The following is a 24,516-nucleotide window of genomic DNA, read 5'->3' on the forward strand; positions in this document are numbered from 1 at the left end:
CCTGCAGGGTGGGGCTGGGTCAGGCGGCGGCTACCTCGTTGGGCTCGAAACTGTCGGCCCGGGCCATCTGCCACATCCGCGAGTAGAACTCGCCGTTCACTTCGCCGGTCAGCAATTCCCCTGGCTTGAGGAAAACGTGCAGCTGCGAGAACAGCTTGATCTCGGTCGCCGACATGCGTCGCACCAGATGCTTGGCCGACAACTGCGACGGATGTTCGAGGCCGGCGGCGGCGAGCATTTCCGCCAGGGCCTTGAGGGTGTTGCGATGGAAGTTTAATACGCGCTGGGCCTTGTCCGGCACCACCAGCGCGCGCTGGCGCAGGGTGTCCTGGGTGGCGACACCGGTCGGGCATTTGTTGGTGTGGCAGCTCTGCGACTGGATGCAACCGATGGCGAACATGAAGCCGCGCGCCGAGTTGGCCCAATCGGCACCGATGGCCAGCACGCTGGCGATGTCGAAGGCGCTGACGATCTTGCCGCTGGCGCCGAGTTTGATCTTGTCCCGCAGGTTCAGGCCCACCAGGGTGTTGTGGACGAACAGCAGGCCTTCGCGCATCGGCACGCCGATGTGGTCGGTGAACTCCACGGGCGCGGCACCGGTACCGCCTTCCTTGCCATCGACCACGATGAAGTCCGGGAGGATGCCCGTCTCCAGCATGGCCTTGGCAATGCCCATGAACTCCCAGGGATGGCCGAGGCAGAACTTGAAGCCCACTGGTTTGCCGCCGGACAACTCACGCAGTTGTGCGATGAAATGCATCATTTCGATCGGCGTCGAAAACGCTGTGTGGCGCGAGGGTGACACGCAGTCCTCGCCCATGAGGATGCCGCGGGTTTCGGCGATTTCCTTGGTGACCTTGTGCTTGGGCAGGATGCCGCCGTGGCCGGGCTTGGCGCCCTGGCTCATCTTGATTTCGATCATCCGCACCTGTGGCGTGCGGGCTTGCGCGGCGAAGCGTTCCGGGTCGAAGCGACCGTCGCTGGTGCGGCAGCCGAAGTAACCGCTGCCCAGTTCCCAGGTCAGGTCGCCGCCGTGTTCCCGGTGATAGGGACTGATACTGCCTTCGCCGGTGTCATGGGCGAAATTGCCCAGCTTGGCACCCTGGTTCAACGCGCGAATGGCGTTGGCGCTGAGGGAACCGAAACTCATGGCCGAGATGTTGAACACCGACGCCGAATACGGCTGGGTGCACTGCGGGCCGCCGACGGTGACGCGGAATCTGCTCGGGTCGCTCAACGGCGCCGGGCGCATGGAGTGGCCGATGAACTCGAAGCCCGACTGATACACGTCGATCAGGGTGCCGAAGGGTTTGTCGGCGGTTTCGTTCTTGGCCCGGGAGTAAACCAGCGAGCGCTGGGCCCGGGAGAAGGGCAGGGCGTCGCTGTCGGATTCAAGCAGGTACTGGCGGATTTCCGGGCGGATGCCTTCGACCAGGTAGCGGATATTGCCGAGGATCGGGTAATTGCGGCGCACCGCATGGGGGCTTTGCAGCAGATCGAACAGGCCGATCAGGCTGAGGACGCCGGTGACGGCGGCGATCGGCCAGAGCCAGTCATAGTCAAGAAAGGGCAGGCTGGCGAGGGTGAAGATCACGCAGACGGCAAAGAAGGCGTAGCGGCTCAGGAGTGACAGGCTCATACGGTTTCCTTGGGTTCGGACTCAATTATTCGGTGTCATGGCTACTTTTGTGGCGAGGGGGCTTGCCCCCGTTGGGCTGCGAAGCAGTCCCAGAAACCAGTGGCCCTGAGTTGTATCAGGGAGGACGCATATCCTGGAATTGCGACTACTTCGCAGCCGAACGGGGGCAAGCCCCCTCGCCACAGGTATGAGTTTCCCTTCAACAGCTGTCAGGCATTTTGTGCCTGGAGAAAAATCGAAAACAGCTCGGACTGGGATTTGATCCCCAGCTTGCTGTACATGTGTTTCTTGTGGACTTTCACGGTTTCGACAGAGATTTCCAGCTTACGGGCGATTTCTTTGCTGGAGCAACCGCTGAGCATCAAACGCCCGACATCCAGCTCCCGGGCCGTCAACTGCGCACCTTTGAGTTGCTGCACCGAAGCCTCCAGTTGCACCCGCCAGTCGGCTTGTGGCGGTGCGGGAGCGAGGGCCACGACTTCGTTGATTTCATAGGGTAGACGCTGGCGCAACAGGCCGAGCACCCATGGCTGGATCAACGACAACAAGGCGATCTGCTGGCCGCTGAAGCGCTGCGTGCTGCCCAGGGACAGGCACAGCGTGCGGTCGCCTTCGAGCTGACAATTGAACTGGATTTCGTCGGCCACCACATTCAGACGAAAGTAGCGCTGGTAATACTCGGTCAGCTCGAAGTGCTCCGGGGCCACTTCCGACAGGCGATACAGCCCGGTGCGCGACTGCTCGCGGCAGGCGATGTAGAAGGGGTCGAGCAGGTACAGGCCGCGCAGGTAATCCTGGAACAACTGGTCGGGGCTGCCGTCCTCGCCGGGGCATTCGGCGAACACCTGTGGGCGCTGATCGGCGCTGAAAAGCAGGGCCACCCAGCTGTCGAAGGGCACGTACTGATCCAGCAACCGGACAAGCTGGGTCCAGAAATTGGGCTTGTCCAGGGCGTCGATCAGTTGCCCCACCGAGCGGTGCCAGGCGATGTCGTCCAACGAGAGTGCCATGCATCTACCCCTATCGTGTTACCCCAGCGGCGTGATTCCCCGCCCGCTTGCTTGCTGCGCATACTGGCGCACAGACACCGACCGGGCAATCTTTCTGCCGCCCGGTCCATAACAAGGAATACCCATGAAGGTCGAACTCGCCCAATTGGCAGGCCGTGACAACGACACGGCCTACAACCTCGAACGCACCCTGGCGGCCATCGCCGCATGCGCAGCCGATACGCAGCTGATCATGTTCCCCGAAGGTCATTTGATGGGTTTCCCTTCGGCGGAGTCCGTGACCGATGTCGCCGAATCCCTTGAGGGGCCGTCCGTCAGCGCGGTAATCGCCGCTGCGCGCGAACGCAATATTGCCGTGGCCATCGGCTTGGCCGAGAACGACGACGGTCGCTTCTACAACACCACGCTGTTGATCACCCCTGAAGGCATCGCGCTGAAGTACCGCAAGACCCACCTGTGGGCCTCGGATCGCGGTGTGTACGAGGCGGGTGATCGCTACGCCACCTGCCTGTGGAACGGCGTGCGCGTGGGCCTGCTGATTTGCTACGACATCGAATTCCCCGAAAGCGCCCGCGCCCTGGCGCAACTGGGCGCCGAGCTGTTGATCGTCACCAACGGCAACATGGACCCCTACGGCCCGACCCACCGCACCGCCATCATGGCCCGCGCCCAGGAAAACCAGGCCTTTGCGCTGATGGTCAATCGGGTGGAAGAGGGGGATGGTGGTTTGTTGTTTGCCGGCGGCAGTGCGCTGGTTGATCCGCTGGGCACGCTGCTGTTCGAGGCCGGGCGCGAGGAGGGGCAGTTTGCCGTTGAACTGGACCTGAAGCAGTTGACGGCGGCGCGCCAGGATTATCGGTACCTGGATGATCAGCGGCTGAGGTTGCCGGGGGAGGTGGTTGAGCATGCTTGCGGATTGCGCGAGCTGATGATTCCCAAGGGCTGAAGATCAAAAGATCGCAGCCTGTGGCAGCTCCTACAGGGGACCGCGATCCATGTAGGAGCTGCCGAAGGCTGCGATCTTTTTTAACAACCGCGAAAAACCCGGCTCTGCCATAAATCCAATAAAATTCGGAGTAGTCGCTCATGGCTCGTTTGCAACGCACCCTGTCTCTGGGGTCGGTGGTGCTGTTTGGCATCGCCTACATGACGCCGATCATTGTACTCGGCACCTTTGGCATCCTCGCTCAATCCACCGCCGGCATGGTACCGGCCGCGTACCTCGCGGCGCTGGTGGCGATGTTCTTCACCGCCATGAGCTACGGCCGCATGGCCTCGGCCTTCCCGGTGGCCGGCTCGGCCTACAGCTATGTGCGCAAGGCCATCAGCCCGAAACTCGGGTTCATCGCCGGTTGGGCCGTGCTGCTCGATTATCTGTTTTTGCCGATGGCGATCTGGCTGATCGGCGCGGCCTACCTCAACTCCGCGTTCCCGGCGGTGCCGCAGTGGATCTGGGTGCTGGCATTCATCGGCATCACCAGTGCGATCAATATCGTTGGCCTGAAACTGGCCAACGGCATCAACGCCCTGCTGATGCTGGTGCAGTTCCTGGTGCTGATCGCCTTCGTTGCGCTGTGCGTGCATTACGTCGGTGGTGATGCGAGCACGCCGTTGTGGTCGATCAAGCCCTTCTTCAATGGCGACATGCAGATGCCGTTGATCATGAGCGGTGCGGCCATCGCCTGCTACTCGTTCCTCGGCTTCGACGCCGTCAGCACCCTCACCGAAGAAACCCGCGATCCACGCCGTACCATTCCCCGGGCGATCATGTTGATCACCCTGATCGGCGGGCTGATTTTCGTCGGCGTGTCGTACTTCGTACAGATCGCTCATCCGTCGTTCCAGTTCGAGAGTGTCGACTCGGCGGCCTATGAAATTGCCCGCAACATCGGCGGTGACCTGTTCGTCTCGATCTTCCTGATCGGCCTGATCGTCGGCCAATTTGCTTCGGGCCTGTCGGCCCAGGCCAGCGGTTCGCGGCTGCTGTACGCCATGGGACGCGACGGCGTGCTGCCGAAGTCGTTTTTCGGCACCCTGCACGAACGCTTCGGTACGCCGATCAACAGCATCCTGCTGTGCGCGGTGGTGGCGTTGCTGGCACTGAAACTGGACGTCACCACCTCGACCTCGTTCATCAACTTCGGTGCGTTCCTGGCGTTCAGCCTGGTGAACCTGTCGGTGATCTTCCATTACTGGATCGGTGGCGACAAAAAAGGCCTGCGCGAATTCGTGCTGTTCCTGCTGTTTCCGTTCATCGGCCTGGCAGCGGATTTGTGGTTGATGGTCAGCCTCGATCACCTGGCGGTGTACCTGGGGTTGAGCTGGCTGGCGATTGGCGTGGTGTACCTGGCGGTGTTGACCGGCGGTTTCCGTCGGCAGCCGCCGGAGATGGATTTCCAGGAAGCCACGTAACACCCCCGTGTAGGAGCTGCCGCAGGCTGCGATCTTTTGATCTTGATCGTAAAAATCAAAGATCGCAGCCTGCGGCAGCTCCTACACGAGGCTTTTGATCTCGGCTGGCAGACATGTGATCCTTGGCGTTTTTGAGTCAAAGGCCCTCTGTTTATGTCGACGTTTTCCATGCCTGCCTCCGGGACCATCCGCATCGCCGCCGCCCTGTTGATCGGCCCTGGCGGCCGCACGCTGCTGGTGCGCAAGCGCGGTACCACGGCGTTCATGCAGCCGGGCGGCAAGATCGAGCCTCACGAGCTGCCGGTTCATGCACTGGCCCGGGAGCTGGAAGAAGAGCTGGGTCTGGACATCGACCCGGCGCAGGCCGTTTACCTCGGTCACTTTTCGGCACCGGCGGCCAACGAACCGGGTTTTGTCGTACACGCCGAGCTCTTTCAACTGAACATTGATTCGGATGTCACTCCGGCGGCGGAGATCGAAGAGGTGATCTGGATCGACCCGGCCACCGAGGGCGGTGTCGTTCTGGCGCCATTGACACGGGACCTGATCCTGCCGTTTTATCGAGCATCGCTGACTGCGATCGCCTGATCATCACGCAAAGGACCTCGCCCATGATCCCGCTCCAAGACCTGCTGATTTTTGCCGCTGCCGCGTTGCTGATGGTACTGACGCCGGGGCCGAACATGATCTACCTGATCTCCCGTTCGATCTGCCAGGGGCGCAAGGCCGGGGTGATCTCCTTGCTCGGCGTGGTCGCGGGTTTTTTCGTGCACCTGTTTGCTGCGGCCGCCGGTTTGACCGCCGTGTTCCTGGCGGTGCCGATGGCCTATGAGGTGTTGAAGTGGGCCGGTGCGCTGTACCTGTTGTGGCTTGCCTGGCAGGCGGTCAAACCCGGTGCGCGCTCGCCGTTCGAGGCGCAGCAGTTGCCCCCGGATTCGTCGCGCAAGCTGATCACCATGGGCTTTCTGACCAGTGCCCTGAACCCGAAAATCGCGGTGTTCTATCTGTCGGTGTTTCCGCAGTTCATCACGCCGGAGCATGGCTCGGTGTTCAGCCAGAGCCTCATCCTCGGCCTGACCCAGATCAGCGTCAGTTTCTGCGTCAACCTGCTGATCGCCATGTTTGCCGCGGGCATCGCCTCGTGGTTCGTTAACAATCCCACCTGGCTGGCGATGCAGCGCTATTTCATGGGCTTCGTGTTGTCGGCACTGGCGCTGCGGCTGATGCTTGAGCAAAAACGGATGGCCTGAACATGTGGATCGAGCGACTGGATGCCAGCCATGCCCTGGACTATCGGGCACTGATGCTCGAAGCCTACGACCTGCACCCGCAGGCCTTCACCTCGAGTGTGCGCGAGCGGGCGGCGATGCCGCTGGGCTGGTGGGAGTCGCGCCTGACGAGCAAGCTGGATGTGGTGCTCGGGGCGTTCGAGGACGGCCGGTTGGCCGGCATTGTCGGCCTCGCCTTCGAGCCTCGGGAGAAGGCCCGGCACAAGGTGACGCTGTTTGGCATGTACGTGACCGCCGGGGTCCGTCAGCGTGGGCTCGGTTATGAACTGGTTCAGGCGGCACTGGCCGAGGCGCAGCACCATGGAGGTTTGCGCCTGATCCAGTTGACCGTCACCGCCGGCAACGATGCCGCGTTCAACCTCTACCGGCGCTGCGGTTTCGTCCAGTTTGGCCTGGAACCGATGGCCGTGCGGGTGGGGGAGGACTACTTCGACAAAATCCACATGTGGCGCGAAATATAAGGATCACCGGGATCCCTGTGGGAGCGGGCTTGCTCGCGAAAGCGGTGTGTCAGGCAACATCAATCTTGAATGTTATGCCGCTTTCGCGAGCAAGCCCGCTCCCACATTTGATCGCATTTCAGCGAACTGCACTAACGCCGTCGAGCGTTGAAAACGACGTGTCCTTGGCCGTCAGCAAGAAGTCGCGCATGTACGGTGCATCGAGCATGTCGGCGCGGATCGCCGCATACAGCGTGGCGAACAAACCTTTCTCACCCAGCCGCTTGGCTTTCACATAACCCCGCGAGCTGTATTCGTGCAGCGCCCAATGGGGCATGCCGCACACGCCACGACCGCTGGCCACCAGCTGCATCATCATCACCGTCAGTTCCGAGGTGCGGACCTGGGCCGGTTCGATGTCGGCGGGTTCGAGGAAGCGGGTGAAGATGTCCAGCCGGTCCCGTTCCACCGGGTAGGTGATCAGGGTTTCCGGGAGCAAGTCTTCGGGGACGATATAGGCCTTGCCGGCCAGGCGGTGCTGGTTGGCCACCGCGAGCATCGCTTCATAGGTGAACAGCGGTACATAGGTGATCCCGGCCAGATCCAGCGGATCGGAGGTCACCACCAAGTCCAGGTCGCCACGGGCCAGGGCCGGCAGCGGGGCGAAGGAAAAACCCGAGGCCAGGTCCAGCTCGACTTCCGGCCAGGCATCGCGGAACTGGTCGATGGTCGGCATCAGCCACTGGAAGCAACTGTGGCATTCGATGGCCATGTGCAGGCGACCGGCGGTACCCCCGGCCAGGCGACTGATGTCGCGTTCGGCGGCGCGCAGCAATGGCAAGGTGGCGTCGGCCAATTGCAGCAGGCGCAAACCGGCGCTGGTGAAGCGCACCGGTTTGGTCTTGCGCACGAACAACGGCATGCCCATGCGCTCTTCCAGTTCCTTGAACTGGTGAGACAGGGCCGACTGGGTCAGGTGCAGGCGATCGGCCGCATCCACCAGGCTGTCGGCTTCGCGCAAGGCGTGCAGGGTCTTGAGGTGACGGATTTCAAGCACCGGAGGCTCCATGAGAAAAACTTGTAGATAAACCGAAAAGGTTGAGTTTGTCTCATGTTGATGTTGCTGTCCACGACGGGGCACATTGCGTGCCCCGTCGTTGTCATTTTACAGCGTGGAAAAGTGTTTGTTGCCCAGCGGTTTGCCGATGTCGCCGCGCCAGATCGCGTCGACCGTACCGCCACTGGCGGCCACGGCCTGTTGCCATTTCAGGCCGAGGTTGCGTTGTTCCGGCAGTTTCAGATGGCCTTTGACGAACTCACCGAATGCCGGCTGGGCCGAGGTGTAGTGGAAGTGCGCGTACCACAGGGTTTGCGCCGGTTCGCTGCGCAGGTCGCGCACCTCGTACTCCTGCAGGAAATCCCGTCGTCCGTCGGCGCGTTTGCCCAGGTCGCGCAAGCCACCTTCCTTGCGGATGTCCACCCTCTGTTGTTCAACCAAATAGTCCAGATAGCCTTCGGTCGGGGTTTTGCTGCTCATGCTTTGATTGATGCGCAAGGTACGCCCCGTGCTCAACATCTCATCCGCCCGCTTGCGCAGTTGCAGCGCTACGGCATCGGTGGGCGACAAGCGTTCGATGGCCTGGGCACGCATGGTCAACTCCGTGGCCTCGCTGCCCATCATGTGCTCAAGGTCGACCGGGAGCATGTCCTGCCGCGCATAGCCTTCGACTTTGCGGGTGTAGGCGTTTGCCGCCTCCAGCCTGTTCCTGGCTTCTGTCAGCAGTGGCCCGACATCGGTGGGCAGTTCCGGCTGTACGGAAGCCGTTGGCTCGCTGAGGCGATATTTGCCGCTGGAGCGCGGCAGCCAGGTTTCCGTGTGGCCATCGACCCCTTCGATGGTGATGCGCTTTTGTCGGGTGACGGCGTCGGTGCTGGCGATGCCGATCAGCAATTGGTTGTCCTCGGTCTCGAACAGTTGCTGTCCGGGCCGGCCTTCTTTGGGCACCACAGAAGGTCGCGTCTTGATGGCCCGGCGTGCAAAATCTTCAACCTTGTCCAGATTGTCCAGAAACGCGGTGACCTGTTCCAGGTCCAAATGCTGCGGATAGCCGAGGGTCCAGGCGCCCAGCTGACGCCGGAACTCGGTATAGGTGGCCAGGCAGTCTTCGAGGACTTTACTGCGCTGGCTGACGTTGGCGCTCACCTGGGGTAGCTGATGTTGCGTCAGCAGCGCGCGGCCGACCTTGTTGCGGGCTACTTTCAACTGCAATTGGAAGTACGTCCAGGACAGGTCGGTCACCGCGTCATAACGGGTGATGATTTCCAGGGTATGCGCCGTTTTCAGGTAGTAGTGATTGGCCTCGCTGAGTTTCTCATTCACGTTCGTCATGGCCTTCGCAATCTCCTTTTTTTGCGCCGGGTTAGTGATGCGGCGGTTCCAGCGATTGGCTTCCTCGACCGTCGCATGGAGCTGATCGAAGTCTTTGAGAAAGTTTTTGCGGACCTCCTTGCGTTGCGCCATGAACTGCAAGTGCGCGGCGGTATCGGTGATCGCTGTGGCATCTGACCGGGCGATCAGCTGATCGATGCGATTGAGGTGTTCCACCAGCCGTTCCTTGGCCAGGTTGATCCGCCGCACCGAACGGTCGACGATGATCCAGGCGCAGCGACTTTGGATGTCTTCGATCTGCACGCGTTTGCGGCCATGGCTATACAGCATCAGCTCATCGATATTCAGGTATTGGGCCTGGGCAAGGTCGATATCGTTCGCGCAGGCGACATCGGCACGGGAGCGAAGGGCTGGGCGGTGCTGGAGTTCGAGGCCGAAATAGTGCTCAAGCAGGGTGTTGCTGCTGCGGGTCTGGGTATCGAGCCGCGCCCTGTAGGCCTCTGCGGTATGGGTCAGGGTCAATTGCCGGCGCAAGGCGCGGTCGGTCCACCAGCGCGGCAGCCAGCGGCGAATGGCGGCAGGCCAGAGTGGGTCAAGCCCGTCGGCCATGTGCCCGAGCACCGCGCCACCGCCCACGCCTCCACCCTCGATCACGGTGCCGTACACCGCGTAGTGGGTGTTCCAGTGGCCTGACTCATCGAGGGCGACTGGCTGTTTGTAGGTCCGGCTGCTGGTGCCACTCAAGCGCCAGCGGGGTGGTTCGCCTTCCAGTTCGATGCGATAGATTCGTCCCTGGCTGAGCATGAAGTCGCCGTCGGCGTGGCGATACACGTTGCGATAAATGCCTTCGCTGCCCGGTTGCAGGTCCGCGAGGGAAATCGGTTTTTCATATTCATAACCCTTGAAGCGCTCCAGCGACCGCCGCGCCTGGGGTTGCGTCGATACCTGCAGGGCTCGCGGACTTTTGCCCAGCGCCCGCCACTGACGACTGCGCGTGGCGACGCGGGCAGTAGCAGGGGTGGCAGAGGTGCCGGGGAGAATGTCCATGGCCGCGTCGATCAGCGACAACAGCACCGCCTCCACCTCGGCCAGGCCATGGCCGACATCACCGCGCAGAAAGGCCGCCACCGCCAGGTTGGCGCTGTTCCAGGCGTCGTACAGGGCGATGGTCGTACCGACAAAGGGCAGCATGCCCACAGCCATTTTCAGGTAGTTGAACATTGCGCCGGACTTCAAGGCTACCTGCTCCAGGTACAACGCATCATTGGAGCGCGATGTCGCCCGATGGGCCTCCAGCAAACGGCCCATGTGTACATTCAGCAGATGCACCGCCAGGGAGGTGCTGGCTGGCCAGGGCGTACCGACGCCGATCAGCCCGTTGAAGTTTTTCAATAGGGCCTGGTTGATCCGACTGACGTGCTGGGCGACATCGCCCGTCAAGGCCCGGCCGGCCAGGTAGTTGACCATCGGGCTGCGCAGGCAATCGTTGAACAGGCGCATGCGTGCCTGTTCAAGGCTGTCGAACTGGCGCAGATAAACGCCGTCGGGGCTGTCGGGCAGATACAGCAGGGTCAGGCCGCTGACGTGCTCCACGATAAAGGTGACGCCGGACAACGTGCTCGGTCCCTGGGCGTGGGTGTCCTTGCCGCCCACGGTCAGGTGCGCGGGCAGCAACTCGATGCGCTTGCCGTCGCTGGCAAAGGCTTCACGGCTGTTGGCGTCGATGGCGATTTCCAGCACTTGCCGGCCGTTGGCATCGATGTCCTTTGCCAACTCGGCGAATTCGCCTTGCAGGCGAAGCATCAGGCGCCACGGCTCACTCAGGCATTCGCGCCGATATTCATTACCGAACGTCGATGTCGTCGAGGTGCCGAGGAACGTCTCGCGGATCAGCCTTTCATATTGCCCGGCCAGATCCAGCTCAGTGACCAGCTTGCGCAGCCAGGGCGTGGTGATGGCGCTTTTCAGTTGCAGCTGTTGTGCGGCGTCGGCACCGCTGACCTCGACCTGCATGAACGACAGCCGCCACCCCATTTCCTGATCGATGTTGCCCAGCGCCAGCTCACCCAGGGACAGCTTGCTGCGCTGCTCGCTGGCGAACAGCACATTTTGCTGAGGGGTGCCCGGAGCTGCACCTTCAATGACTACTTTGCGCCAGCTGGTTGAGTCCGGAACGTCGAGCAGCACCTGTACCGCTTGAGTGAGGTCGAAGTCCTCGCGCAGCCGGGCGTCGACAGCCTTGATGGCGAAGGCTTCCCGTGGCGGCAGTTCACGTTCGAGCCACGCGTGGGAGCGCTGCATCGCGCCGATCCAGGATTTGAACAGCGTCTTGAGCCGGTCACGCTGCACGGCGGGCAGTTCGCGATGCCACGACGGCAATTGAGCGGCCAGCGCACTGCTCTGGTTTTGCTCGACGATGCGTGCGTACACCCAGTCCCGGGCGGCGGATTGGGGGACGGTCAGGCAGGCGAGGGTCTGCTCGCGCAGTTTTTCCAGTTCGGCCGCACGCTGGCGGGTACGAGGCGGAACAGGATTGGCTGCAATGATCCGGGCCGCTTGTTGTTCACAGCTGTGGAGCTGGATTTGCAGGGCGTATTTAAATGGCGAGCCGCTCAGCGGCAAAACGTGCACGGCCAGGGCAGGGTCGTTGACCGGGCGTTTGAACAGCGATTGTTCCAGCAGCTGTCGAGAGGCAAACCGTTGCAGTCCACCGAAGCGTCCGGGCCAGTACAGCAACAGGCTGTCGGTCGAATTCGCCAGTAGCGCCGAGGGTTTGGCAAACAGCAGAACGCCGTCCAGTTCCTCGGTTTGCGTGCGGCGGGTGTCGCCTTCGGTGTCGGTTGCCGACAGTTCCAGCCGCGCGACCACCAGGTCGGCCGCTCGGGGCTGGTCGGGGGCATCCAGCACACTGATGAGCCATTGATGCTCTTCACTGTTGATCTGATTCAGGCTCAATTGCAGTTCGGCTTCGGCACGCAAACCGTCCTGGCGTGCCTGGAGCAGGTCGGCGTAATGCGGCCCAGGCTGGTGGCGCAGTTCCAGCCATTTGAGGCCTTCGGCGGTGTCCAGTAGTGCCGTCGCGGCGGCGTTGCTGGCCTGCTCGGCAGCGCTGAGTGCCTCGAGTTGCTGGTGCAGGCGTTGCAGACGTGGATCCTTGGCGTCACCCGCAAAGTCATCGCCGAGCAGACGCTCCAGGGCCGTCCGCTGTTGTGCCAGCGCGCGGTGACGCACGCCCAAGGGAATATCGGGACTGAGCTGGCCGAACAGGGCCGCGTCGTCGTCAGTCTCCACAAAGGGCAGGTCGGGGGGCGCGGCCAGTACGGCAGCATTGCCGGGCCGGTCGGCGGGGGCGACGGACAAGCGGGACAACAGGGCTTCGGCGCCAGTGCGCAGCACAGCCTTGTCGAGGACCGTGTAATCGACGCTGCCCTTGTCCATCGACAGTCGGGGCTGGTCGAACCGCTGTGGCTGATGCTCGGTCAGCCAGCGCTCCAGTTCAATCCGGCTTTGAAAGGTCATCCAGACGGATGAGTGTGAAGGCAGGTACAACAGCTGAGCGACCGGTTGATCGGTATCCCGGGTGATGACCAGCGCGCCCGACAGCGGGGCAGACAGGCCATTGTCATCTTTGAGACTCAGCTGTTCGACGTACACGGGGTGCTGGTCAGACGTTGGTGTTGGCGCTGGCGGGTCGATGAGCGCCAGTAAGGTTTTGATCTGCCCGGCATCGAGTATGCCTTGGGCAAACGCCCATTGGCTCGACGCCTCGAAATGCTGGCGATACAAGCGGATGGCTTGTTCCCGGCGCGAGCGATCGGTGCCGAGCGCACGTGCGCTCCACCAAGCGGTGTCGAGCCGGGCTTGCGAGCTTTGCGCCATGAGCCTGAGCCACTGCTCGCAGCATTCTTCCCAGCGTGCCGAGGCGCTCAGGCTCAGGCCTTGGTCCGGGTTGGCGGGCAATGGGTAGATGAGGCCGAAATCGGCCGTAAGGGGGGTGTTTTCGTCAACCATGACGATGAGTCTCCAGAAGACCGGGCCGTGCCGGCGGTGCGGGCATTAGGCGGCAGTCGACAGGAGGAGGGGCGGTACATAGTTATCGCGAAACCGGGTGTGACGCCGGATGACCGCCCGGCGCTCTTCATCAAACTGTCATGGAACTGTGGCAGCGCGCTTGAACAAACTTCATCAGACTCGCGCTCTACTGGGGTTCTGCGTTTTGGTGTTTTTCCATGGGTGCTGCATTCTTTTCACGAATCATGTTTCTGGCTGCGTTGTTGTTCGGCCTGCCGTCCCTGGCGGCCTCGCGTTGTGACGTCAATGTTCCGACCGAGCGGGTGGATCTGGTCCAGGTAAGCCTGACGTACCAGAGCATCGGTCGTACGTCGGATCCGGCCTTGCTGCTGGTGATGGGCCTGGGCGGGCAGTTGATCCACTGGCCGGACGAGGTGGTGGTCGCCCTGTGTCAGCAGGGGTTCCGGGTGATCCGCTATGACAATCGCGATGTCGGCCTGTCGACCTGGCGGCAAGCCCCGGCCGAAGCCAACCTGACGTTCGAAGTGCTGCGCTACAAACTCGGATTGCCGGTGTCGTCGCCGTACTCGCTGACCGACATGGCCGACGATGGCCTGGGCTTGATGGATGCCTTGCACATCGATCAGTTCCACGTGTTGGGCGCGAGCATGGGCGGGATGATCGCCCAGCACATGGCGGCCATGGCCCCGCAGCGGGTCGAGAGCCTGACCCTGATCATGACCAGCTCCGGGGCCGAAGGCTTGCCGGCGCCGAGTGCGGCGCTGGTGCAATTGCTGGCGCGACGTGGCGCACCGAACCGCGAGGTGGCCCTGGAGCAACAGGCCGACTTGCTGGCGGCGCTGGGTAGCCCGATGGTGACCGATGATCGTCAGGTGCTGTTGCATCAGGCGGCGCAGTCCTATGACCGGGCGTTCAATCCCGAGGGGGTAAAACGCCAGATTATGGCCATTCTCGCCGAGCCGAGCCGGGTCGCGCTGCTCAACCGGTTGCGGGTGCCGGCGCTGGTGGTCCATGGCACGGCCGACCCCTTGCTGCCGGTGATGCACGGGGTGCATCTGGCGGCGCATCTGCGGGGCAGTCAGTTGGTCTTGATTCCGGGTCTGGCCCATCGTTTCCAGGAGGCGTTCAAGGCGCCGTTGCTGGGGGCGGTGTTGCCGTACTTGCGCGAGCACCGTGAAGACACTTCGCACTGGGCGCAGATCGAGCCTGTGGCCGATCACAATCTCCTCTAACCCCCCCCGATCCCGTGTAGGAGCTGCCGAAGGCTGCGATCTTTTGATCTTGAAAATCAAAAGATCGTCCGAACGCGGCCCGAGCCTTCGGCAGCTCCTACAGGGGAGCGATCAGATCGAGTTCAATGGCTCAGGCCGTACTTTTTCACTTTGTCGAACAGCGTGGTCTTGGCCATGCCCAGTTCCTGGCTGGCCTGGGTCAGGTTGCCGCCGCTGCGTTGCAAGGCATCGCTGAGCAGGTTGCGCTCGAAGGCTTCCACCGCTTCGGCAAACGCCAGGCCTTGATTGCTGCCGCCGGCACCGGTTTTCTTGAACGCCGGCAGGCCCAGGGCAAAGCGCTCGGCCACGTTGCGCAGTTCACGCACGTTGCCCGGCCAGTCGTGGCTCATCAAGTTGGAAACGGTCTGGTTGTCCAGCTCCGGCACCGCGCGGTCGAAGCGCAAGGAAGACTGCTGCAGAAAGTGTTCGAACAGTTGCAGGATGTCTTCTCGGCGCTCGCGCAGCGGCGGCAGTTCCAGGGTCACCACGTTGAGGCGGTAGTACAGGTCGCTGCGGAATTCGCCGGCCTTGCTCGACTCGACGAGGTCGGATTTGGTCGCTGCGATGACGCGGCAATCCACCGCCACGCTCTGGTTCGAACCGAGGCGTTCGAGGGTGCGTTCCTGCAGTACCCGCAGCAGCTTGATCTGCAAGGGCAGGGGCATGCTTTCCACTTCGTCGAGGAACAATGTGCCGCCGTCGGCGTGTTCGATCTTGCCGATCCGCCGTTTGCCCGCACCGGTAAAGGCGTTGGCTTCGTGGCCGAAGATTTCGCTTTCGAAGAGGTTCTCCGGCAGGCCGCCGCAGTTCAAGGCGACGAACTGCTTGGTGTGCCGCCGACTGAAATCATGCAGGCAGCGCGCAACCAGTTCCTTGCCGGTGCCGGTCTCGCCTTCGATCAGCACGTTGGCCGACGTATCGGCGACGTTGGCGATCAGTTCCCGCAGGTTCTGCATGGCCGGCGAACGCCCGATGATCCGCCCTTCGAGGGAGTCGCGCTCGGCCAGTTGCCGGCGCAGCGACGACACTTCCCGCGCCAGGCTGCGTTGCTCGAGGGCGCGGCGAGCCACGTCCACCAGGCGCTCCGGGGAGAACGGCTTTTCCATGAAGTCGTAGGCGCCTTTCTGCATCGCCCCGACGGCCATGGAGATGTCGCCGTGGCCGGTGATCAGCACCACCGGCAGGCTGCGGTCGCGCTCCTTGAGCCGGGTCAGCAACTCCAGGCCATCGATGCCCGGCAGGCGAATGTCGCTGACGACGATGCCGGCGAAGTTGTCGCCGACCCGTTCCAGGGCTTCTTCGGCGCTGCCCACCCCGATGCAGGGAATGTCTTCCAGGGTCAGCGCCTGCTGGCAGCCGAGAAGCACATGGGGGTCGTCTTCGACGATCAATACACTAAGGTCGTTGTTCATATTGGCTCGGCGGGAGTGGGGCTTACCAACGGTAAACTGAGGACGAATGCGGTACCACCGCTGGCCGGGTGCTCGACACCCAGGTGACCGCCGGTGGCGGCGGCCAGGCTGGCGGAAAGGGTCAGGCCAAGGCCCAGGCCCTGTTCGCCGGGTTTGGTGGTGAAGAAGGGTTCGAACAGGTGCTTGCGCGCTTCGGCGTCGATGCCGTGGCCATTGTCACGCACGCGCAGCCGGTATTTGCCATCGAAGGTTTCGCCTTCGAGCCATAGCTCGGGTTTAGGCTGCGCTTGCATCGCATCCAGGGCGTTACCGATGAGGTTGACCAGAATCTGCTCCAGGCGGGTCTGGTCGATTTGCACCTGCACAGCGTCAAAATGGCGGTGCAATTGCAAAGGCGTGTTTTCCACCCGCGCGCCGTGCAATTGCAAGGCCGCGTCCACCGCTTTGCCGAGGCAGGCCTGACCCTTGTCGTCACCGCGCCGGGCGAACGAGCGCAGGCTGGCGGTGATGCGGCCCATGCGGTCGATCAGTTCGTTGATGGTCTTGAGGTTGGTACTGGCGACGTCGAGCTGGCCGCGCTCGAGGAAGCGCACGGTATTGCCGGACAAGGTGCGCAGCGCCGCCAGCGGCTGGTTCAGTTCGTGGGCGATGCTGGTGGACATTTGGCCGATGGCCGCGAGTTTTCCGGCTTGTACCAGTTCGTCCTGGGCGCGGCGCAAGGTCTCTTCGGCGTGCCGGCGTTCGCGAATTTGCCCCTTGAGCCGTTCGTTGCTGGCGCGCAGGTCGGTGGTGCGTTCGGTAATCCGACGTTCCAGCTGGTTGTTGGCTTCCTGCAAGGCTTCCCGGGCCGCGAGGCGAGTGGCGATCACCTTGCGCCGCTCGTTCCAGGCGATCAACAGAAAGGCGCAGAGGGCAAACGCCACGGCCACCAGAATCCCCTGGTTGATCGCTTCGCGGCGCAAGTCCTGGAGCGGCGTGAGCAGGGTGAAATTCCACGGCGTATCGCTCAAGGGCCGGGTTTGCGACAGGTAGCTGATGTTTTCATCGTCGGACACCAGTTCGCTGTTGGCCGGGAACGTGAGTTTTTCCACGCCTTCGGACAGGGTTTCCCGGGCCACCGGCTGCAGTTCGTTGAGCGGGAACCAGTAGTACTGCAGGCTGCGGGCAAGTTTTTCCTTGGTTTCTTCGCTCAGCGGCACCACCGATTTCAAGCGTCGAGCCGGATCGCTGGAGAGAATGATGATGCCGTTCTCGTCGCTGACGAAGGCTTCCAGCCGCGCGCGCTGCCAACGCTCTTCCATGGCTTCGAGGCGCACCTTGACCACCGCGACGCCGATGATCTTGCCGTGTTCTTCCAGGCCATGGGCCAGGTAGTAACCGGGTTCGCCGTTGGTGCTGCCGATGCCGTAGAAACGCCCCGGCTGACCGCGCACGGCGTTCTGGAAGTAGGCGCGAAAGGACAGGTCTTCACCCAGGTAACTGTCGACATCGCGCCAGTTGCTGGTGGCCATGACGCGGCCGGTGGTGTCCATCACGTAGATGGCCCGACTGCGGCTGCGCCGGTTCAGGCCTTCGAGGTAATCGTTAACCGTTTGCCGGTGTTCCGGGGTCGGGTCGGCCAGCAACTGCGAAACACTGGTTTCGAGCTCCAGCAGGCTGGGCAAGTAGGTGTATTTGCTGATTTCGCTTTCGACGGCACGGGCGTGCAGTTCCAGCTGACGCTGGCCGTTTTCGCTGAGGTTGCGAATGCCATAGTGCTCACTGATCCCGAAGCCGATATAGCCCAGGCCGATCATCATGGCGATGATCAGTGGCGGCAGGAACAAATGACGAACCAGACGGGGTTTCACGGCGAGTGATGGCGACGCTGCGCGATAAAGATTAGGGTCGCATTTCATCACAGATGCCTTGGGTCAACCACCACTACCGCCTTGACGCGTCCTTGTAGGAGCTGCCGCAGGCTGCGATCTTTTGATCTTGATCTTTTGTGACCGGACGTTCGCCAGAATCAAAAGCAAGATCAAAAGATCGCAGCCTGCGGCAGCTCCTACAGGGGCGGCGGTGTGGCTTTAGTGCTGCAGAATCTTGTTGAGGAAGTGCTGCGTACGCTCGGCACGGTGGCTGATGTCGCCGAAGAACTCTTCTTTCTTGCAGTCTTCGATGATCTTGCCGGCGTCCATGAAGATCACCCGGTCGGCCACTTTACGGGCGAAGCCCATTTCGTGGGTCACGCACATCATGGTCATGCCTTCGTGGGCCAGTTGCACCATCACGTCGAGCACTTCGTTGACCATTTCCGGGTCCAGCGCCGAGGTCGGTTCGTCGAACAGCATGACGATCGGGTCCATCGCCAGTGCACGGGCAATCGCCACGCGCTGCTGCTGACCGCCGGACAATTGGCCCGGGTGCTTGTGGGCGTGAGCCGAGAGGCCGACGCGCTCGAGCAATTGCAGGCCTTTCTTGGTGGCTTCTTCCTTGCTGCGGCCCAATACCTTGATCTGCGCGATGGTCAGGTTTTCGGTGATGGTCAGGTGCGGGAACAGTTCGAAGTGCTGGAACACCATGCCCACGCGTGAACGCAGTTTCGGCAGGTTGGTCTTCGGGTCGGCGATGGAAGTGCCGTCGACCACGATGTCGCCCTTCTGGAAGGGTTCCAGGGCATTGACGCACTTGATCAGGGTCGACTTGCCGGAACCGGATGGCCCGCACACCACGATCACTTCGCCTTTTTTGACCTCGGTGCTGCAATCAGTCAGAACCTGGAAGTCCCCATACCACTTGTTGATGCTTTTGATAGAGATCATACGGCGAACCTTTTTTGCAGACGCTTGACCAGCTGCGAGGCGGCAAAGCTGATGATGAAGTACACGAGACCCGCGAAAATCAGGAACTCATTGGAGCGGCCAATGATGTCGCCACTGGCGCGCGAAGCATTGAGGAAGTCCACCAGGCCGACGGCGTAGACCAGCGAGGTGTCCTGAAACAGGATGATGCTCTGCTGGAGCAACAGCGGCGTCATCTTGCGGAACGCCTGCGGCAGGATGATCAGGCGCATCATCTGGCCGTAGGACATGCCCAGGGCCTGGGCAGCGCCCATCTGGCCCTTGGGAATCGACTGCACACCGGCCCGGACGATTTCGCAGAAGTACGCCGCTTCGAACATCATGAACGCCACGATGCACGAGGCGAACGCGCCGATCGGGGTGTCTTCGCCGGTAATCCAGCGCAGCACGAACGGCACCGCCAGGTAGAACCAGGTGATCACCAGCAGCAATGGAATCGAGCGGAAGTAGTTGACGTAGGCACCGGCCAGGTTCGACAGCAGTTTGCTGTGGGACAGGCGACACAACGCCAGAATGGTGCCGAGGATGATGCCGCCGACCACGCCCATGGCCATCAGCTTGAGGGTCATGACCATGCCGTTCCACAGGCCCGGCAGAGACGGGATGATGCCCGAGAAGTCGAATTCCATCATTTACCCCCTACGGAGATCAGGCCCGGTACGGCGACTTTCTTCTCGACCAGGCGCATCAGCAACATCAGGCTCATGTTCAGGGTGAAGTAGATCAGCGTGGCCAGGGTAAAGGCTTCGAACAGGTTGGCGGAGAACTCGGCGGTCTGTTTGGTCTGCGCGAGCAGTTCCATCAAGCCGATCAGCGAGGCCACGGAGGTATTCTTGAAGACGTTCAAGAATTCCGAAGTAAGCGGCGGAATGATGATCCGGTAAGCCTGGGGCAGCAGCACATTCCAGTAGATCTGCGGCAGCTTGAAACCCATGGCGCGGGCCGCGGATTCCTGGCCTTTGGGCAGGGCCTGGATACCGGTGCGCACCTGTTCGCAGACCCGGGCGGTGGTGAACAGGCCCAGGCACACGACGACGCTGAGGAAGGCCGAGGTGGTCGGGTTCAGATCCTGCTTGTACCACTCTTGCAGGTCCGCCGGCAGCAGGTCGGGTACCAGGAAGTACCAGATGAACAGCTGAACCAGCAGCGGCACGTTACGGAAGAGTTCGACGTAGCAGGTGGCGATGCCCGATACGATGCGGTTCGGCACGGTACGCATGACGCCCAGGATCGAGCCCAGTGTCAGGGCGATGATCCAGGCCGCGATGGCGATGCCGATGGTCCAGCCCAGACCGGACACGTACCAGTCGAAATAGGTCTCGCTGCCCACGCCGGTGGACTTGAAGAACACGCCCCAGTCCCAGTTGTAATTCATTAGGGTCTCCCCTCAGTTCAATCGATGTACAAGTGCCCGCTTGGGGGAAGCTCCGTTCCCGCCTGATCTTGACGATCAGGCACACGCTCCCGGCTCGACAGCCACCGGTTCGAGTGTTTCCAGAAATACCAGCAGGAAGTGACCACCTCCTGAAAGGGCGGCGGCCCTCTCAGGAGATAAGGTTAGTCAGAAATCAGGACTTCTTGTCGTCAGCCGCTTTATCAGTCGGATTGGCGATCAGGGCCTTGAGCTCGTCGCTCATCGGGAAGTTCAGGTTCAGGCCTTTTGGCGGGATTGGCTGCATGAACCATTTATCGTAGATCTTGTTGATCTCGCCCGATGCGTAGGTGGCCTTGATGGCGTCATCCACAGCCTTTTTGAACGGCTCGTCGCCTTTGCGCACCATGCAGCCGTAGATTTCGTAGGACTGTGGAGTGCCGGTCACGGCCCAGTCGCTTGCCTTCTTGGCCTTGGCTGCTTCACCGGCCAGCAGGGCGTCGTCCATCATGAAGGCCACGGCACGGCCGGTTTCCAGCATCTGGAACGACTCGCCGTGGTCTTTGGCAGAGATGACGTTCATGCCCATCTGCTTGTCGGCGTTCATTGCCTTGAGGATGCGCTCGGACGTGGTGCCAGCGGTGGTCACGACGTTCTTGCCGGCCAGGTCAGGGAAATCCTTGTACTTGGAGTCTGCCTTGGACAGCAGGCGAGTACCGATTTCGAAGATGCCGACGGAGAAGTCGACTTGCTGCTGACGCTCGACGTTGTTGGTGGTGGAACCGCACTCGAGGTCCACGGTGCCGTTCTGCACCAGCGGGATACGGGTTTGCGAAGTCACCAGGTTGTATTTGACCTGGAGGTTCGGCATGTCGAGGTCTTTTTTCAGGGCTTCGACGACTTTCAGCTGGATGTCGTGGGAGTAGCCGACCGGTTTGCCGGAAGCATCCGCAATATAGGAAAACGGAATGGAGGCGTCGCGATGGCCCAGGGTGATGGTGCCGGACTCTTTGATCTTCTTCAGGGTGCCGGTGAGTTCGGCGGCGAAAACCGGAGTGCTGATCAGAGCGGCAGCAATGGCTGCGCCCAGGATATGGGGAACGATGCGCATCAAATTTTCCTCGACTTTGTTTTTTTTATGGAGCCAGTTCATCGGCCCTTTTGTGCTGCAAAACACCTGAGCGCTACGATGAGTGAGCGCAAAGGACATTCGTCGAAGAAGTGTAGAGCATGACTCGTGCCAGACCAGTCTGTATTGATCCAAGTATTGATTTATAAGGAAATAAAATTTTTATTGCGCTTGAATTTCAATGAGGCGATCCGGTTAACCGAACCGACCCGCAGGTCGCGTTCGGAAAACCGAATGGTGGCAGGGTGCTACCCGATCATCAGGTGTACTTGCGCTTGTCCGGCGCTGGCGGGAAGTACTGGTACAACCAGGTCTCACTCAGCGTGCGGTCGTTGGTGCGGATGAACAAACGCAGCTCCACAGGCTCCACGCTGTCATTGGTCGGGTACCAGTCAAACAGGACACGGTAACCCTTGATGTCATCGAGCTTGAGCACGCTGAAATCCTTGACCTCGCCATTCGAGCAAGTGACCACCGGCTCGATGCCCGCGCCCTCGGGCAGGCGGTCCAGACCGCCGCCGGTGAAGTCCACGGCAAAACGACGGGCCCAGACGGGCGGGTAATGCTCGCCCGGCGCCCAGCCTTCGGTGAAACCGCCCATCCCGGAACGGGTGGCGTTGACCCGCGCCAGCGGCGTGCCGACCGGTGGCAACGCGCTCCAGTAGAGCTTGTAGCCGTAGTTCAGCGAATCGCCGGCAGCCACCGGTTTCTTCGGAGTCCAGAAGGCGACGATGTTGTCCATGGTCTCGCCGGTGGTAGGGATTTCCAGCAGATCGACCGAGCCTTCGCCCCATGCGGTGGTCGGTTCGACCCACAGGCTCGGGCGGCGGCTGTACCAGTCGACGGTGTCCTGATAGCTGGCGAACTCGTGGTCGGTCTGCACCAGGCCGAAACCTTTCGGGTCCTTGTCGGCGAAGGCATTGAATTGCAGGGTCGCCGGGTTGTTCAGCGGGCGGCAGATCCACTCGCCGTTGCCGCGCCACATGGCCAGGCGGTCGGAGTCGTGGATTTGCGGGTGAATGGTGTCGCACATCCGGCGTTCGTGGGTGCCGCAGCTGAACATGCTGGTCATCGGTGCGATGCCCAGTTGATCGATGGCGGTACGGGCGTTGACGTGGGCATCGACCTCCATCACCACGCGCTCGGCCTGGCAGTCGATATCGAAGCGGTAGGCACCGGTGGCGCTCGGCGAGTCGAGCAGGGCGTAGACCACGAAGCGGGTGCTGTCCTTGTCCGGTGTCTCGAACCAGAACTTGGTGAAGTCGGGGAATTCTTCGCGTTTCTTGGCGTAGGTATCGATGGCCAGTCCGCGGGCCGACAAACCGTACTGGCCGGTGGCGTCCACCGCACGGAAATAACTGGCGCCGAGGAAGGACACGACGTCGTGTTTGTCCAGTTCCGGGGCCTTGAACAACTTGAAACCGGAGAAACCCAGGTCGCCCTTGAGCTGTGCGGTGTCGACCGTGGTGTTTTCATAGTTGAACAGCGACGGGCGGAAATGCACCTCGCGGGCCATCCGGGTTTTCGGGTCGACGCTGTACATGCGCACCGGCTGCTTGAACCCCATGCCGACGTGGAAGAACTGCACGTCCAGCTGACCCTTGAGTTCTTTCCACAACGAATGATTGCCGTCGTAGCGGATCGCATTGAAGTTCTGCGGCGTCATGGTCGCCAGGGTCGGCGGCAACTGTTGCTTGGTGTCCTGGTAGCGATTGCTGGCGAGCTGTTTGGCCTGGACCTTCAGCGCCTCGAAATCGAATGCGCTGGCCTCGCCATCAGCGGTGTCGCCGCTTGCGGCCCAGGCTTGGGCGGCCAACAGACCCGTGGCGGACAAACCGGTGTAGGCCGCGATGGCCATGGAGGCTTTGAGCAAGTTCCTGCGGTGCATAAATACAACCTGTCGTGAGCAATCCCGCGCCGTTCCTGGCACGTGCTGGATCAGAAAAAACGGTTCGGACATGCCTTCGGCCAAACGCAACGGACTGTAGAACAGATGCCCGACAGCTTAAACCGTTCGATTGCAGAGCAAAATTGATTGATGGCACAGCGCCGGTTCGGCAATGAAACAAGACATGTCGGGAAACAATTCCGACAGGGGTTTCTGATTTACAGGGCATTTCTGCTTTTTTCGACTAATTACTCTAAAAACCGCTTTTCAGCGCCCGGAATATTTCTATTCTGTGCACATGACCGGTTTATGCCCTTCGGACCGGTGCGGTTCAGCGGGCACCCAGCGGCTGCTGAAAAAGGGATAGGGCGATGCGGTTTTTGCAGTTTTCTTTGACGTATAGAGAAGGACATCGTCCATGTCGAAAGTACAAGGCATCACCGAAATGTTGGGAATCTTTCCATGCCTGGCCATCGGGCGACGCAGGCGCCGGCTTAATAACGAGGAAATGAAACTGGTGGAGCGGTATAGGGAGTTGTCGGAGAGCGACAGGATCGCGATGAGGTATCTGGTGGATGCGATGAGGAGTGTTTCGCGGTTTTGAAGCAGGGCGGGTTACCGTGAGAGCCATTTGGCTTTTACGGTAGCCAGATCCATCAACTTGCTGTGGCGAGGGAGCTTGCTCCCGCTGGGGCGCGCAGCGGCCCTCGCTTTACCTTTAAAACGAGGACTGCTTCGCAGTCCAGCGGGAGCAAGCTCCCTCGCCACAGGTCATGTATTCAAGCCCTGGAAGCCGAAGAAGGTCGCTGTCCGTGCATCAGCTCAGGCACATCACGCCACTTCACCCAGGCCTGTTGTTGCCAGTGCAGCAGCGGCACAGTGACGCCGGCCCAATGCACCGAACTCAGGCTCGGGCGGTTTTCCACAGGTGTGGCGCTGGTTTCCCGCATCATGGGTATGACTTCGTTGCTCAACCATTGGCGCAGGTTGCGGTTTTCCGGGACGAAATGGTGAACCAACAAGGCGTACATGCCTGATTCGCTGACCATCAGTGTTTCAACCGTTTTGCCGTCCTTGAGCAGACAGACGCTGCGACGTTGGTCGGGATCGAGTTTCAGGGTGAGGCGTTCATTGAGTGGTTTGCCCATCAAACGACCCAGATCCTGGACACAGAACCAGGCTTGGTTGTTTTGCATGAAGGCATGAAGGCATGGAGGAAGCGGTTGTGGCGGGTGAAGACGATGGGATCGAAATAGGGCAGAGGCGAGCTTTGAGGATGCATTGGCATGGCGCGATTTCCGTTTTGACTTGGAAAGTCGCCACCAACCCTTCGACAGGTTGGGTGGCGGACCGAGTGGCGTTCGAAGTCGGGACACTTCCAATCAAAACG

At 61.4% G+C, this 24,516-nt stretch carries 18 protein-coding genes and 1 pseudogene; 7 read left to right on the forward strand and 12 right to left on the reverse strand.

The annotated features are described in order from the left end of the window. Positions 1–19: 19 nt before the first annotated feature. On the reverse strand, positions 20–1,639 hold the full coding sequence (locus KW846_RS25555; protein WP_218485952.1) for an FMN-binding glutamate synthase family protein: 1,620 nt from the start codon (positions 1,637–1,639) through the stop codon (positions 20–22). 209 nt (positions 1,640–1,848) lie between these two features. Next, positions 1,849–2,649, reverse strand: coding sequence for a LuxR C-terminal-related transcriptional regulator (locus KW846_RS25560; RefSeq protein WP_218476381.1), 801 nt, complete (start codon positions 2,647–2,649; stop codon positions 1,849–1,851). Between the two features lie 124 nt (positions 2,650–2,773). Between KW846_RS25560 and KW846_RS25565 the strand changes: the two genes are divergently transcribed. The 5 genes from KW846_RS25565 to KW846_RS25585 all read left to right on the forward strand — a co-directional run bounded on the left by KW846_RS25565 (position 2,774) and on the right by KW846_RS25585 (position 6,811). Continuing rightward, positions 2,774–3,595, forward strand: coding sequence for a carbon-nitrogen hydrolase family protein (locus KW846_RS25565; protein WP_218485953.1), 822 nt, complete (start codon positions 2,774–2,776; stop codon positions 3,593–3,595). A gap of 140 nt (positions 3,596–3,735) precedes the next feature. Continuing rightward, positions 3,736–5,061 (forward strand): APC family permease, encoded by a 1,326-nt coding sequence (locus tag KW846_RS25570; protein WP_102699066.1) that lies wholly within the window; start codon positions 3,736–3,738, stop codon positions 5,059–5,061. Positions 5,062–5,214: 153 nt separating this feature from the next. Beyond that, positions 5,215–5,649: an NUDIX domain-containing protein gene (locus KW846_RS25575; RefSeq protein ID WP_218485954.1), complete on the forward strand. Its 435-nt coding sequence runs from the start codon at positions 5,215–5,217 to the stop codon at positions 5,647–5,649. Between the two features lie 23 nt (positions 5,650–5,672). After that, positions 5,673–6,311 (forward strand): LysE family translocator, encoded by a 639-nt coding sequence (locus tag KW846_RS25580; protein ID WP_218485955.1) that lies wholly within the window; start codon positions 5,673–5,675, stop codon positions 6,309–6,311. Between the two features lie 2 nt (positions 6,312–6,313). Beyond that, positions 6,314–6,811 (forward strand): GNAT family N-acetyltransferase, encoded by a 498-nt coding sequence (locus KW846_RS25585; protein ID WP_218485956.1) that lies wholly within the window; start codon positions 6,314–6,316, stop codon positions 6,809–6,811. A 118-nt stretch (positions 6,812–6,929) separates the two neighbouring features. Here KW846_RS25585 and metR read toward each other — a convergent pair whose 3' ends face one another. Both metR and KW846_RS25595 read right to left on the reverse strand, forming a co-directional pair. Continuing rightward, positions 6,930–7,847: a transcriptional regulator MetR gene (gene metR / locus KW846_RS25590; RefSeq protein ID WP_015093694.1), complete on the reverse strand. Its 918-nt coding sequence runs from the start codon at positions 7,845–7,847 to the stop codon at positions 6,930–6,932. Positions 7,848–7,955: 108 nt separating this feature from the next. After that, on the reverse strand, positions 7,956–13,190 hold the full coding sequence (locus tag KW846_RS25595) for a dermonecrotic toxin domain-containing protein (RefSeq protein WP_218485957.1): 5,235 nt from the start codon (positions 13,188–13,190) through the stop codon (positions 7,956–7,958). A 218-nt stretch (positions 13,191–13,408) separates the two neighbouring features. On the opposite strand from KW846_RS25595, the gene KW846_RS25600 reads away from it, so the two are divergent. Further along, positions 13,409–14,443 (forward strand): alpha/beta fold hydrolase, encoded by a 1,035-nt coding sequence (locus KW846_RS25600; protein WP_218485958.1) that lies wholly within the window; start codon positions 13,409–13,411, stop codon positions 14,441–14,443. Positions 14,444–14,565: 122 nt separating this feature from the next. Here the strand turns inward: KW846_RS25600 and KW846_RS25605 are convergent, their stop codons facing one another. From KW846_RS25605 to KW846_RS25635, 7 genes are all read right to left on the reverse strand, one after another. After that, the gene (locus KW846_RS25605; RefSeq protein WP_218476404.1) at positions 14,566–15,894 is read right to left on the reverse strand and encodes a sigma-54 dependent transcriptional regulator; all 1,329 of its coding nucleotides are present in this window, start codon (positions 15,892–15,894) and stop codon (positions 14,566–14,568) included. Then, positions 15,891–17,792: a sensor histidine kinase gene (locus tag KW846_RS25610; RefSeq protein ID WP_218485959.1), complete on the reverse strand. Its 1,902-nt coding sequence runs from the start codon at positions 17,790–17,792 to the stop codon at positions 15,891–15,893. The genes KW846_RS25605 and KW846_RS25610 overlap by 4 nt, the downstream gene beginning before the upstream one ends. 171 nt (positions 17,793–17,963) lie before the next feature. After that, a complete protein-coding gene (locus KW846_RS25615; protein ID WP_007975082.1) occupies positions 17,964–18,698 on the reverse strand; it encodes an amino acid ABC transporter ATP-binding protein in 735 nt (244 codons plus the stop codon). Continuing rightward, positions 18,695–19,366: an amino acid ABC transporter permease gene (locus KW846_RS25620; protein WP_218485989.1), complete on the reverse strand. Its 672-nt coding sequence runs from the start codon at positions 19,364–19,366 to the stop codon at positions 18,695–18,697. Before KW846_RS25620 ends, KW846_RS25615 begins: the two co-directional genes overlap by 4 nt. Next, a complete protein-coding gene (locus KW846_RS25625; protein WP_007975080.1) occupies positions 19,366–20,112 on the reverse strand; it encodes an amino acid ABC transporter permease in 747 nt (248 codons plus the stop codon). Before KW846_RS25625 ends, KW846_RS25620 begins: the two co-directional genes overlap by 1 nt. 193 nt (positions 20,113–20,305) lie before the next feature. After that, a complete protein-coding gene (locus KW846_RS25630; RefSeq protein ID WP_007975079.1) occupies positions 20,306–21,220 on the reverse strand; it encodes a glutamate/aspartate ABC transporter substrate-binding protein in 915 nt (304 codons plus the stop codon). 277 nt (positions 21,221–21,497) lie between these two features. Then, entirely contained in the window at positions 21,498–23,126 is a 1,629-nt protein-coding gene (locus KW846_RS25635; protein ID WP_218485960.1) for a glucan biosynthesis protein D, read from the reverse strand. 418 nt (positions 23,127–23,544) lie between these two features. Between KW846_RS25635 and KW846_RS25640 the strand changes: the two genes are divergently transcribed. Then, a complete protein-coding gene (locus tag KW846_RS25640) occupies positions 23,545–23,730 on the forward strand; it encodes a hypothetical protein (RefSeq protein ID WP_007975077.1) in 186 nt (61 codons plus the stop codon). A gap of 175 nt (positions 23,731–23,905) precedes the next feature. Here KW846_RS25640 and KW846_RS25645 read toward each other — a convergent pair. After that, positions 23,906–24,414: pseudogene (locus KW846_RS25645) on the reverse strand (Bro-N domain-containing protein). Positions 24,415–24,516 lie beyond the last annotated feature (102 nt).

The sequence above is a fragment of the Pseudomonas sp. PDM32 genome (genome assembly GCF_019219225.1).
In the GTDB taxonomy this organism is placed as follows: Bacteria; Pseudomonadota; Gammaproteobacteria; order Pseudomonadales; family Pseudomonadaceae; genus Aquipseudomonas; species Aquipseudomonas laurylsulfatiphila.